Here is a 13,383-nt window from a genome sequence, read left to right on the forward strand (position 1 = left end):
ATGGATTTAAGCTACCTGCCCCTGCTGATCTGGTTGCTGATAGCCCACTTGCTTGCCGACTTCCCACTGCAACCGCGTAGTTGGGTTGAAGATAAAATACGTCATCGGGCCGGCTCTCGCTTCCTGCTGCTGCATGCCCTGCTGCACGGCGTGCTGGCTGCCTGGGTCGTGGCCGTTTTTGCTCTGTTGTATGGCGGGATCTCTTCCGCTCAAGTGCTGTTCACCCTGTTGGTTATTGCCATCAGTCACTGGCTGACCGACCTGCTGAAAGTCACCCTGTTAACCCGCCTCAGCCAGGCACGTGGTTTTTTGCTCGATCAAGGCCTGCACCTGACGGTGATTGTTTTGCTGTGGCTGTTGCTTACGCCGAATGCCCTCGCCCTGATTAGCGTGCTGGCTAGCGCCGTGGCTCGCTGGCAATCCGGGCTGGTGCTACTGGCTTATTTATTGATTTATATGCCGATGGGCATTCTGATGGGGCAATTGCTGGCGCGCTGGACGCCACAGATGCCGCCGTCAGCCAAAGCGGATAACGATTCGCTGTTACGCGCAGGCAAACAAATCGGTTATCTGGAGAGAACGCTGATCCTGACCTTTGTGCTGATAGGGCAGATCCCGGCTATCGGTTTTTTGCTGGCGGCCAAGTCAATCTTTCGCTTTGGTGATTTACGCCAGAGTGATGACAAAATGCGTACTGAGTATGTGCTGCTCGGTACGCTGTTTTCCTTTACGCTGACCATCATGCTGGGTCTGTTGGTGAAGAAACTGCTGTAGGGGCGCAGTAGGCTGCGCCCGCAATAATTACAACCACTCACCGAAACGGCGAATATAGAACCGCTTCATTAGCTGCGCGACAACGCAGTAGCTGATCAAGGTACCGGCCAGCCACGGGAAGTATTCCCAGGGCAGCGGCTGCAACCCAACCAGGGCGCCAAGCGGTGAGAACGGCAGATAAATCCCCAACGCCATCACCAATATCGTGGTCAGCAGAACCGGCAATGCAGCGGTGCTCTGAATAAACGGAATTTTCTGGGTACGCAGCATATGCACCACCAGCGTTTGCGACAATAACCCCTCAATAAACCACCCGGACTGGAACAGGGCCTGATGCTCCACGCTGTTGGCAGCGAAGACAAACCACATCAGCGCATAGGTAGTGATATCGAAAATCGACGAGGTCGGCCCAATCCACAGCATAAAGCGGCCAATGTTTTTCGCATCCCACTTGCGCGGTTTACGCAGGAACTCTTTGTCCATCTTGTCCCACGGCAGCGACAGCTGAGAAATATCGTACATCAGGTTCTGGATCAGCAGGTGGATCGCCAGCATCGGCAAGAACGGAATAAATGCGCTGGCCACCAGCACGGAGAACACGTTGCCGAAGTTGGAACTGGCGGTCATGTTCAGGTACTTGATGATATTGCCGAAGGTCTCGCGCCCCTTGATCACGCCCTCTTCCAGCACCATCAGGTTTTTTTCCAGCAAAATGATGTCTGCCGACTCCTTGGCAATATCAGTGCCGGTGTCCACCGAAATACCTACGTCGGCATCGCGCAGCGCCGGGGCATCATTAATGCCGTCACCAAGGAAACCGACGGTATGACCATTCGCCTGCAACATTTTCAACACCCGCGACTTTTGCAGCGGCGTCAGTTTGGTAAAGACCGTGCGCTGCTCCACTTCACGCGCCAATGTGGCATCGTCCATCTCGGCAATCTGCGGTCCGGAAAGCGGTTCGCCAGGCTCCAGGCCAACATCGCGGCAAATCTTGCAGGTGATCACCGGGTTATCGCCGGTCAGGACTTTCACCGCCACGCCGTTTTCCTGCAGTGCAGCAATAGCTTCCTGCGCACTTTCTTTCGGTGGGTCAAGGAAGGTCAGGACGCCCTGGATCACCATATCGCGTTCATCGGTCACGCTCAGCGGCAAGGCATTGTTTTGTTCCCCAAGCTCCCGGGTTGCCAACACCAGTACGCGGAATCCATCCTCGTTATACTGGGCGGCCAGCGCCTGCAGTGCCTCACGTCGCGCCTGATCCAGCGGTAAAATCTGCTGCCCTTCACGTACATGGGTAGCGATTTCCAGCATTTCCTCCACGGCCCCTTTACAGATCAGCCGCTGCTGGTGGTTTTCATCCGCTACGACGATCGACAGGCGGCGACGCACAAAATCGAACGGCAACTCATCAACCTTGCTGAAACGCCCCAATGCTTCAATGCCCGGTTTGCCACGCCCAAAGCGGATCACCGCCTGATCCATCAGGTTTTTCATCCCGCTCTGGTGGAAGCTGTTCAACCAGGCCAGATGCAGCACTTCATTGTCTCTGACGCCGCTGACGTCCAGGTGGTGTTCGAGGATGATGCGATCCTGGGTCAGGGTGCCGGTTTTGTCGGTGCAGAGTACGTCCATCGCGCCAAAGTTCTGGATGGCATTCAAACGTTTGACCACCACTTTACGCCGTGACATGGCAATGGCGCCCTTCGCCAGATTGGAACTGACGATCATCGGCAGCATCTCTGGCGTCAGTCCGACTGCTACTGCCAAAGCAAACAGCGCCGCTTCGCTCCAGTCGCCCTTGGTGAAGCCATTGATCAACAATACGATCGGCACCATCACCAGCATAAAGCGGATCAGCAGCCAACTGACGCTGTTCACTCCGCGATCAAACGCGGTTTGCGAACGGGAACCGACTATCGACTTTGCCAAGGAACCAAAATAGGTACGCCCGCCGGTCGCGACCACCACCGCCGTGGCGGTACCGCTAGCGACGTTGGTGCCCATCAGGCAGATATTCGACAGTTCCAGCAGCGCATGTTCACTGGAAACTTCGTCTTCGCTCGATTTTTGACTGACGTTGCCCAGCGCATCGTATTTCTCGATCGGGATCGCTTCCCCAGTCAGGATCGCCTGGCTGATAAACAGATCGCGTGAGGCCAGCAGACGCACGTCCGCCGGTATCATATCGCCGGCAGAGAGCTTAATAATGTCGCCCGGCACCAGTTCGCGGATCGGTATCTCCAGCGTCAAAGCCTGCGCGCTGTAACTGCTGCGGCGCAGTACCGTGGCGGTAGTACGCACCATCGACTTTAGCGTCTCCGCCGCCTTGTTGGTGCGGTACTCCTGCCAAAAACGCAGTAACCCGCTGAGTGAAACCATCACTAGTATGATGATCACGCCGGTAAGATCGGTTTCTTCACCGCGCCGGGCCGGCAGCCAGTAATCGGTAAAGAAACTGATCGCGGCCAGCACCATCAGCACATAGATAAACGGGTTGTTAAACGCGGCGAATAACTGCACCAGCGCATGGGGCGCCTTCTCATGAGCCACCTGATTAACGCCATACTGCTCCAGGCGTTCGACCGCATCGTCCTGGGTCAAGCCATTGCGATTACATTTTAAATTGGCCAGCGTCTGATCAACGCTGTTTTTCGCCTCTTGGGCGATGGCGTAAGGCGTCGTTTTTTTATCACGACGGCGTACGTTTTCATTAATATAGGTCATAACGCTATTCTCTTATTTTACTCTGCGCACAGGGTTACCCCGCCCAATTAATGGGTGAATAAGCACAAAGTGGAATTTATTTAATTGACGTAATTAACGCGGTTTATTTCCACGCCAGAAACGCTTAATAATAAAACTTTCGGGGTCACCGTCCATGACGCCTCCTTATCACTTAATAAAGTGAATGTTTATCAATAATCAAACAGGCAATTCGGAAGCAATGCGCCAGCGCACGGCACTCACGCTTTTTTCCAGGCTGACACGACAGACTATGCCCTCAATTTCTTTTTGCACCGAGGGATTTGCGGTTATTTCTGCGCAAACTTCCAACTGACCGGGAATGGAAATATCCGCACTGCGCAGCGATTGTAATTTTAATGCCACACCATTTAGCGCCTGCAATATCAGGGTACGCACCAGTATTTCATCCTGCTCACCGCAGGTGACCTGAATGCGGTAACACACTTCCAGATCGGTCGCCTGCTGCTGGGGTTGCAGGTTGATACGCTGCGCCGCTTCACGCAGCAGGATATTCGCACACAGGATCACCAACGTCGCCAGTACCGCGTTCCAATACTGGCCAAGGCCGCACAATACGCCGATCGCCGCAGAACACCACAGCGTGGCGGCGGTATTCAGCCCGCGGATATTCAGCCCTTCACGCATGATCACCCCGGCACCCAAAAAGCCGATACCGGAGACAATTTGCGCGGCAACTCGTCCGGCGCTGGAAGGATCGGTAGACATGGAACTGAGGATAAAGACCGCAGCTCCGGTTGCCACCAATGCATTGGTGCGCAGACCGGCCATACGTTGGCGCCACTGCCGCTCAGCGCCAATAACCGCGCCCAGGCTCATCGCCAGTAATAAATTTAAAACAAAAGGAGTCATAGCCATGACTTTCCCCTTAAATAACTGCAGGAGATAAAATCATGTGCTTTTTAGCACACGCGAAATCTCGCCGATAATAAATCAGCGGTTGAGCGTGTGAATGCCTGGAGGGAAAAGGCTGTGGCTGAAAGTGGCCATAATAGCGTCCAAATCAATTCACCCGATGCCATTGGGCAACAGGGACAACAATAAGATTCGGGTTTGCACAGCTCGGAATAACTTGAGAGGGGTGCTGCCCGCCGTTTTCGGCAAGCAACAAATCAGAAGAGGATTGGTCAGCTTGCCTTGTTTATATCACTGCAACTAAAACTGTCCAATTGTGTTTCCTCACTGAAATTTTGGCTGAGTATAGTGACGTGGGGTGATGATGTAAAGGCCAAATTATTAAACGAAAACTAAACTCACTAATTTCGTATATTTGACTCATCACGCGAATATAGATAATTGGCATTGGGCCGCCCGCTAATTCCCGATAAACTGAAAGTTCAGCAGGACAATCATCACCAAGGACAACTATTCGATGAACATGCTTCGCCTCTCTATCAGCCTCGCCCTGTTTGCCGGTTTCCCCGCCCAGGCCCTGCTCTTGCAACAGGGTGAAACCCGCTATGAAATCGATCCGGCCACGCTGCAGGTCACCGCAGGCAAGATCCAGGTCAACCAGGCGCAGGTTGGGCAAACCGTGGCTAACCTGCAAAGCACGCCTGCCCAGGCAAGTTGGCAATGGCCCAACAGCGCCATGCAGCTCACCGCCAGGCTGGAAGGCGGCGATCTGCGCCTGAGCTTCAGCAGCGACCGGGCGCAAACGCTGAACTGGTTCACCCTGCCGCCGCAGGCCACCACCCTACTGTTACCGATTGGCGAAGGCAGCCGCATCCCGCTGGATAACGCCGTCTGGCAGCGTTATCTGGTGAAAGAAATGACACCGCTGGATACCAACTGGGATCTGAAGCTGCCGCTGTGGAGCCAACAACAGCAGGGCAAGGTGTATAGCTGGTTGTTGCTCACCCCGTTCAGCAATCAGGTTACCTTTGTCGGCGCTAAAAACATGCTCACTATGCACAGCAGCCACCAGTTCAACCGTTTTAATCAACAACAAGCCTTCGAGGTGTTACTGCACGTAGGCGATACCCCACTTTCCGGCGCTCGCCGTTATCGCGAATACCTGCAGCAAAGCGGGCAGTTCAGCAGCCTGCGCGATAAAATCCGTATCGCGCCGGAGGGTGAGAAACTGATAGGTGCCACCCATATTTATCTGTGGGGCGACAAGCTGTTGGCACCGGCCGACGTGAAAAATTGGCCGGGATTACTTGCCTGGCTGACATCGCCAACCGGCGAAACGCTGTGGCAGAAAATGGATGCCGAAAGCCAGAAAACGGTGCAGAAACTGGCGGGAAAAACGCCGGAAGGCTGGCAGCAACAGGCCTTGGTTGATGCCCTTAATCAGGCGTTGGTGGCATTAACGCCACTGAAAGCCACGCCGGATGACAAGGATTTTCTGCAGGCGCAGCGCCGGCAAGCCACTAACGTGCGGGAATGGGCGCAGCGGCAGCTAGGGGCCTATCTGACACCGCCGGATAGCTGGGGCCAGGGGCTGGCGAAACCGCTGATCGAGGCGTTGCATCAGGCAGGCCTGCCCCGTCTGTGGCTGGGTACCGATAACTGGACCGCCGAATTCCTGCATCCGCAGACGGTAGAAAGTGCCAAAAAATCGGGTTACCTGATTGCCAGCTACGACTCTTACGACACCGGCATTCCGCGTGGGGTCAATGACAGTTGGCTAACCGCCCAACTGCCAACGGCGCTACGTGAAAAGTGCGCCATAGTACGGGCCGACGGCAGTAAAAAGCCTGGTTTCGGCAAGCAGGGTTACTACCTCAATCCAGGCTGCGTGCTGCCTTACTCTCAGCAGCGCATGCGCGAACTGGTGCAGTTGGCCGGGCTAAACAGCCTGTTTTTGGACGTTGACGGTACCGGGATGGTTTCAGACGACTATCAGCCCGATCACCCGACCGGCGCAGCGCAAATGGCGCAGGCCCGCAATGCGCGGCTGGCCTGGTTCAGCAATACCCTTAAGCTGCCGCTCGGCTCCGAGGATGGCAACGCGGTAACCGCACGCCACATCATGTTTGCCCACGGCATGGAAACCTGGGGATTTGGCTGGGGGGATAAACAGATGAATCAGGATAAGTCCTCCCCTTACTACCTTGGAGCCTGGTGGCCCAATGCCCAACCGGCTTTCTTCTTCAGCCAGGCTAAAGTAAAAGAGCCTTATCGCACGGTGGAATTTGATCCGCGTTATCGTCTGCCCATGTATCAGGCGGTATTTCACGATGCGGTGATCAGCAGCCACCACTGGAATTACGACAACCTGAAGTTTAGCGATGTCAAAACCACCCGCAGCCTGCTGAGCCTGTTGTACAACACCGCGCCGATGTTCCACCTCAGCCGCGCGACCTTGCAGACACGCCTGCCGCAAATCAAACAGGCCGATGCGGCCTTCCGTCCGCTGCATCTGGCACTGTGGGATAAGGCACTGACCGACTTCCAATGGCTTGATCAAACCGGTTGGGTACAGCAAACCACCTTCAGCGACGGTTCAACCCTGACGGCCAACTTTGGCCAACAAGCATTCGATGGCATTGCCGCCCATAGTCTGCGAGCCAAACTGGCGGACGGTCGCATCCTGAACATCACGCCATAGCAACTCCGGTCGGGGTGAACTAGGCTAGGCACAGTCCCCCGACCGGCAACCTGGAGTTGATGATGGATACCCTTACTCAAACACTGCTCGCAGAAATCGGGCAAAGCTTCGGCCACGGCGACAACGCGCCAGCAATTGCGCTGACGGTCGGCGGCGAAGGCAGCCTGAACAGCGCATTCCCGGTCAGCGAGCTGGCAACCGCCAGCCTGGGGGCCGCCGGGCTGGCCTGCGCCCAACTGCTGCAACAAAATCAGGGCGGGGAACCGCAGGTGTTTGTCGACAGCCGGCTGGCGTCGCTGTGGTTCAGCTGGACCTTACGGCCACTCGGGTGGTCATTGCCGGCCGCCTGGGACGCTCTGGCGGGTGACTATGCCACCAGCGATGGCTGGATCCGCCTGCATACCAATGCCCCTCATCACCGCAAAGCCGTAGAACAAGTGCTGGGCCCGCATCAGGATAAAAATGCACTGGCGCAAAAGGTGCTGACGTGGAAAAAAGGTGAACTGGAGCAGGCAGTGATCGAGGCCGGCGGCTGCGCGGCTGAAATGCGCTCAATCGAAGCATGGCGGCAACATATTCAGGGCAAGAGCGTTGCGCAGGAGCCGCTTTGCCATCAACGACAACAGGCGGAAGCTCCGCCCCCCGGCTGGGCGCTGCCTGCCGCCAGACCGCTGCACGGCGTGCGGGTGCTGGACTTGACACGGATTATCGCCGGGCCGGTCGCCACACGCTTTCTTGCCGGTCTGGGGGCCGACGTATTACGCATCGATCCCTACGGTTGGGAAGAACCTGGCGTCGAACATGAAGTGATCCTCGGTAAGCGCTGCGCACGGCTGAACCTGAAAAACCCCCACGATCGCCACACCTTCGAACATTTACTGAAAAACGCCGACGTTCTGGTTCATGGTTATCGCGCCGGGGCGCTGGAAAAACTGGGTTATGGCGCAGAACAACGCCGCACACTATCGCCGGGATTGATCGACGTTTGCCTCAACGCCTATGGCTGGAGTGGCCCGTGGCGAGGACGGCGTGGTTTCGACAGCCTGGTGCAAATGAGCTGTGGGCTGGCGGAGTCCGGCATGCAATGGAAAAACGCCGCCGTACCTGTCCCCCTGCCGGTACAGGCTCTCGATCACGCAACCGGCTACCTGATGGCGACGGCGGTGCTGCACGGCATGCGTCAACGCCTGCTACAGGGTACCGGCTACAGCGCCCGACTCTCCCTGGCACGGACGGCACAACTGCTGTTTGATAACCCTTACCCGCAACAGCATCCGTTAACGCCGCTGGCTGCAGCCACCGCTGCGGATGAAAACCCGGAAACCGAGCTAACCCATTGGGGGGCGGCACAACGCCTTATCGCGCCGCTACGGTTGAACGGCACAGCACTGCTCTGGGCATTGCCTGCGACAACCCTTGGCAGTTCACAGCCGCAATGGCTACGCCGCTAAACTCAGGCCAGTTGCCGCTGCAACCAGTGCAATAATGCTTCGACCGCCGGCGTCAATCCGGCGGTTTGCGGCCAAACCAGATAAAAGTCTATCTGATCAAGATGTCGTGCCGGTGCCAGTGTGGTCAAGCGGCCCTCTGCCAACGCATCACTCACCAGTAGTTTTTTCACCAGCGCGATGCCAAACCCTTGCTCAGCCGCGCGGATCAACAATCCCGCATCATTGAATAATGCCAAGGGGCGGCTGGACTCCACCTGCTGATGCGCAGTGAACCAGCTACGCCACGGCGTAACATCATGTTCCAACAGCGGTATGCCTGCTGCGCCACGGTCAAATGCTGCCTGCCACTGGTCGGCCAGCGCCGGGGTAGCCACCGGCACCACCTCTCCGGAGGCAATCCACTGTGCCTGCATCTCTGCCCATTGACCATTGCCGAGGCGGATGGCCGCATCAAACCCTTTGCGCACCAGATCCTGCACTACCAGCGAGGCGTCGATATCCAACGCAATATCGGCACAGGCCGTATGAAAAGATGGCAGACGCGGCATTAACCAGTAATGCGCAAAAGAGGGCAGCACGCTGATACGCAGAGCCTGACTTTGCGCAATCCTCCTGACCCGGCTGACGCCCTGCTGCAATGCCTGCAGCGCCGGTTCGGCAACGGCCAACAGCTCACGTCCGGCGCTATTCAGGCGCAGCCCGCGCCCCTGCCGTTCAAACAGCGGGCAGCCGATTGCCCGTTCGAGCTGTTGGATCTGCTGGCTGACGGCACCATGGGTAAGATGTACTTGCAGGGCAGTAGCGCGCAAATTCTCTAACCGGGCGGCAATCACAAAGGTCGGCAGAATGTGCAGTGGGATCGAGTCATTTAACATTGGTTAGCCCGACTATCCAAAAAGGCCATTTTTCATCGATTTTCGCCACAAAGCAAATGTTCTAGGCTGTCACTCATGCCCCTTACATCTGGAGTCAGCGATGCACCCACGTTTACAGCAGGACCTTGAGCAATTTCCACAGATACTCGACCGCACCCGGCAGTTGGCCGAAGGCTTCCTGACGGGCCTGCAACAGCGCCCGGTTTGCCCTCCTCTGGTTGCTCAACAGCTACAGCCGGGTGACAATTTACTGGCTGACAGCGGCGATGGCGCACTGGCGGCACTGGATGATTTCTGGCGGCGTTATGCCGAGGGTCTTTCTGCCAGCGCCGGGCCGCGTTATTTTGGCTTTGTTACCGGCGGCTCGACCCCTGCCGCATTGGCAGCAGACTGGCTGGTTAGCGCTGTCGACCAAAACAGCCAGCTGAGCCACGATACCGTGGCCGCGGCAATTGAACTGGCGACCATTGTGCAGCTAAAAGACTTGTTGGGTCTGCCAGAGGCATTCAACGGCAGTTTTGTTAGCGGGGCAACCATGGCCAACTTTGTCGGCATGGCCATCGGCCGCCAGTGGCTGGGGCAGCAGCGCGGCATCAATGTTGCGGAACAGGGGTTGGCAGCGTTGGGGGCCATACAGGTTTTGTCAGCGAATGCGCACTCCAGCAGCGAAAAAGCACTCAGCATGCTCGGCATGGGTCGCGACGCATTAAAAATTATCGACAGCCTGCCGAACTCCGAAGCTATCGACCCTGCTGCGTTGGAACGGCATCTGGCCGCCAGTGTCGGTGTACCGACCATGGTGCTGGCCAGTGCCGGAACGGTGAATACCGTGGTCTTCGACGACCTGCAGCAGCTGCTGGCGTTGCGCGAGCGCTACCCGTTCTGGTTACACGTTGATGCAGCCTTTGGCGGCGTGGCGGCCTGTTCACCGCACTATGCGCCACGCTTAGCCGGTTGGGAGCAGGCTGACTCGATTACCGTTGATGCACATAAATGGTTGAACGTGCCCTACGACAGCGCGATCCAATTTAGCCGTCATCTGGCATTGCAGATGCAGGTCTTCCAAAACCATTCGGCTTATCTGGAAGCGCCGACGCAGCGGCCAGACAACTACCTGCACCTGACTCCGGAAAACTCGCGGCGTTTTCGCGCCCTGCCGTTGTGGATGGCGTTGAAAGCTTATGGCCGCAGCGGTATGCAAGATATGGTTGAACGCAATGTTCGACTGGCGCAGTTGCTGGGGGCAGAGCTGACGGCCAGCGCGGGTTTCCACCTGCTGGCGCCAGTCAATCTGAACGTAGTGTGCTTTGCGCTCAAAAATGTCGCAGGCGATGCTACTGCTGCACGCGATCGCTTTATAGCCCGTCTCGATCGGCACGGCGTAGTGCGCTGCACCCCTACCCGTTATAACGGACAGCCGGGGGTCCGTGCTGCGTTGGTCAACTGGATGACCGAGGAACGCGATATCCATCTGGCGTTGGAATCAATACGTCACTGTTTGACAGAGACTGGTTGATAGGACAAGTCAAGATAACGCCACACTATTGATTGCTGCCGGTGATTATTCTACGGCAGCAATCCCCCCCGGCCGATCAACGGATATTGGTACCCTGGGATGCTCCCAAATAGTTCAGAAAAACCAATTAATCACTCACTGACATTTATCACATTAGTCGTAACAGCACGAATAATCACATCAACTCTTTGTTATAACGCCAATTTTCGTAACAAAAACACCGGGCAATGTTAACTCTGTGTGACTATTGGTTATCGCAAGTGATAAGGAATGGAAGAATTATCATTATCAAAAACCCATGAAATAAATATAACCATATGATAATATTAATAAAAATAAAACCATTAAAACCTTGCAGCACTTACACTGATGAATAAATAGGCCAAGAAATGTTAAAAAAACAACACATGAATTTTTTTTAAGAATTTTCCTAGCAATCTAAAATTTCGTTTCGTGACATGATGGGCAGATTCAATGATAAAAATACCAGCGAGCACGCGGCTCAAGCACAAGTTGCCGTTACTGCCCCGCAATCCTTACGCCAGCAGATTATTCTGACTTAAGCTAAACTTATAGGTTCATGATGTTAATTAGTTTAGAAAGAAAATATCGTTGAGTACTACCGTATTTATTGATAGAACATTCCTGGATGTGACTCTTTTTGTTCTTTTTTGCCTTTTAGGCTTCAGGCTTTTTCTTTTTGTTACCGCGGTAAAACGGATTTAAGTGGGGGTGAGATATGCCAACGATCATTATGGATTCATGCAGCTATACCAGATTGGGTTTAACAGACTACCTGACAACGCACGGAGTAAAAAAACGCCAGATTAATGCTATTGGTGATATCGACGATCTGCATGAAAAATGCAGCAAGTTGAAGCCTAGCCTGGTATTTATTAATGAAGACTGTTTTATACACGAAGCTAACGCGACGGAACGTATAAAAGGGGTGATATCACTGCACCCTGACACCTTATTCTTCATCTTTATGGCCATCACCAACGTACATTTTGACGATTATTTATATGTTCGTAAAAATGTCATCATCTCGTCAAAATCGATCAAACCAGAGACTATGAATCAACTACTTAGTCACTATCTGGAAAGAAAAGCTCCTCGCACTGAAAAAACCTCATTTGATCAGACTCCGGTTACGCTCAGCCAAACTGAATCAAACATGTTACGCATGTGGATGTCGGGTCAGGGCACCATCCAGATATCCGACCAGATGCAAATTAAAGCCAAAACCGTCTCTTCCCACAAGGGAAATATCAAAAGAAAAATTAAAACGCACAACAAACAGATTATTTATCATGTTGTTCGTTTGACCGACACGCTAACCAGCGGGATATTTGTCAATAGCCGCTAGGTTTAAAGCTTTGTTGTGTACTCTGCCAAACGTTGGTTTTAAATGTTGTTCAGCACAGAGTGCTGGAAACCACGCATTTAAATAACCTAAATACCTGCTCGCGACGAAAATCTCGGCCGCGGCGGGTATTCCCGCAGCAAAAAACCGATTATTCCTAGCGCTGTGAAATAATCACCCACCGTAAATCTTGCAAATTAAATTAACAAACCGGGCTATTTGGAGTCTGGAGCCTGAGAAGCGACCTGTCGCAGTTCAACAAAGGTGCCGTCACGACTGTCTATCTCGTTAAAGAACCAGACACCGGCAGGATAGTCAGGCAAAGAGACCAGATACATTACCCCCTCGTTAAACTCTTCTACCGCCAGAATCACTCCCTCACGCCGTTGCTCACCATCAGTTTTTACCGTTACCAGATCGTTAGCTTTCATGCCCTACCCCATCATTTGTCATTGATGTCAGTGTATTACAAAATGCGGTAAGAAAAATACCGTACACTGCAGTAAATCCGCAGCTCTCCTGCGTAGCGCCTTTCTACAAGCGTAGCAGGCCATTCGGCCCGTGGCCTTTTCACATTCTTAACGTTTTGTCCGCAGAATCTTAAGCGCGCAACAGGTAGTCTGTGCGCTGGTGCTTCCCCCCAGAGAAGTACCTGCAAATGAAGAAGTAACAAGGAACTTTTGCCCGCAGACTTGCGGGCTTTTTTTTTGCCTGCGGCAAATAGCAGGCACAAAAAAACCCGCCTTGGCGGGTTTTTATTAATCAGCGAGAGGCCGATTAGATAGCGGTAACGTTAGCCGCTGACGGACCTTTAGCACCGTTCTCGATAGAGAACTGTACGTTCTGGCCTTCAGCCAGGGTCTTGAAGCCTTGATCCTGGATAGCAGAGAAGTGTACGAACACATCTTTGCTGCCGTCTGCTGGAGTGATGAAACCGAAACCTTTAGACTCGTTGAACCACTTCACTTGACCTTTGATCATGTTAGACATGTTTAATTCCTACAATATTAAATTTACGCCACCATGGGCAAGAAATAGCCGGTCATCAGTTACTTATGGAGGCACTAGAAAGGAAATTC

General features: G+C 54.2%; 10 protein-coding genes. 5 read left to right on the forward strand and 5 right to left on the reverse strand.

Annotation, left to right across the window (positions count from 1 at the left end):
* Positions 1-774 (forward strand): DUF3307 domain-containing protein, encoded by a 774-nt coding sequence (locus tag M2406_RS09815; RefSeq protein WP_259189784.1) that lies wholly within the window; start codon positions 1-3, stop codon positions 772-774.
* Positions 775-801: 27 nt separating this feature from the next.
* Here M2406_RS09815 and mgtA read toward each other — a convergent pair whose 3' ends face one another.
* Both mgtA and M2406_RS09825 read right to left on the reverse strand, forming a co-directional pair.
* On the reverse strand, positions 802-3,501 hold the full coding sequence (gene mgtA / locus M2406_RS09820) for a magnesium-translocating P-type ATPase (protein ID WP_012145766.1): 2,700 nt from the start codon (positions 3,499-3,501) through the stop codon (positions 802-804).
* Between the two features lie 198 nt (positions 3,502-3,699).
* Positions 3,700-4,398 carry an MgtC family protein gene (locus M2406_RS09825; RefSeq protein WP_012145767.1) on the reverse strand — a complete coding sequence of 233 codons (699 nt, stop codon included), beginning with the start codon at positions 4,396-4,398 and terminating at the stop codon, positions 3,700-3,702.
* 514 nt (positions 4,399-4,912) lie between these two features.
* Between M2406_RS09825 and M2406_RS09830 the strand changes: the two genes are divergently transcribed.
* Both M2406_RS09830 and M2406_RS09835 read left to right on the forward strand, forming a co-directional pair.
* Entirely contained in the window at positions 4,913-7,096 is a 2,184-nt protein-coding gene (locus M2406_RS09830; RefSeq protein WP_259189786.1) for a glycoside hydrolase, read from the forward strand.
* Positions 7,097-7,158: 62 nt separating this feature from the next.
* Positions 7,159-8,547 carry a CoA transferase gene (locus tag M2406_RS09835; RefSeq protein WP_259189962.1) on the forward strand — a complete coding sequence of 463 codons (1,389 nt, stop codon included), beginning with the start codon at positions 7,159-7,161 and terminating at the stop codon, positions 8,545-8,547.
* Positions 8,548-8,549: 2 nt separating this feature from the next.
* Here M2406_RS09835 and M2406_RS09840 read toward each other — a convergent pair whose 3' ends face one another.
* Complete coding sequence (locus tag M2406_RS09840; protein ID WP_259189787.1) at positions 8,550-9,422, reverse strand: LysR substrate-binding domain-containing protein; 873 nt, start codon at positions 9,420-9,422, stop codon at positions 8,550-8,552.
* Between the two features lie 100 nt (positions 9,423-9,522).
* Between M2406_RS09840 and M2406_RS09845 the strand changes: the two genes are divergently transcribed.
* Both M2406_RS09845 and rcsA read left to right on the forward strand, forming a co-directional pair.
* Positions 9,523-10,938, forward strand: a complete 1,416-nt coding sequence (locus tag M2406_RS09845) for a pyridoxal-dependent decarboxylase (RefSeq protein WP_259189788.1) — start codon at positions 9,523-9,525, stop codon at positions 10,936-10,938.
* Positions 10,939-11,677: 739 nt separating this feature from the next.
* Positions 11,678-12,307 (forward strand): transcriptional regulator RcsA, encoded by a 630-nt coding sequence (gene rcsA, locus M2406_RS09850; RefSeq protein WP_012145772.1) that lies wholly within the window; start codon positions 11,678-11,680, stop codon positions 12,305-12,307.
* Between the two features lie 212 nt (positions 12,308-12,519).
* Here rcsA and dsrB read toward each other — a convergent pair whose 3' ends face one another.
* Together dsrB and cspE are read right to left on the reverse strand one after the other, a co-directional pair.
* Positions 12,520-12,735, reverse strand: coding sequence for a protein DsrB (gene dsrB / locus M2406_RS09855; RefSeq protein ID WP_012145773.1), 216 nt, complete (start codon positions 12,733-12,735; stop codon positions 12,520-12,522).
* Between the two features lie 346 nt (positions 12,736-13,081).
* Positions 13,082-13,294 carry a transcription antiterminator/RNA stability regulator CspE gene (cspE, locus tag M2406_RS09860; protein WP_004946278.1) on the reverse strand — a complete coding sequence of 71 codons (213 nt, stop codon included), beginning with the start codon at positions 13,292-13,294 and terminating at the stop codon, positions 13,082-13,084.
* Positions 13,295-13,383 lie beyond the last annotated feature (89 nt).

This window comes from Serratia sp. BIGb0163, assembly GCF_024809935.1.
GTDB lineage: Bacteria > Pseudomonadota > Gammaproteobacteria > Enterobacterales > Enterobacteriaceae > Serratia > Serratia quinivorans.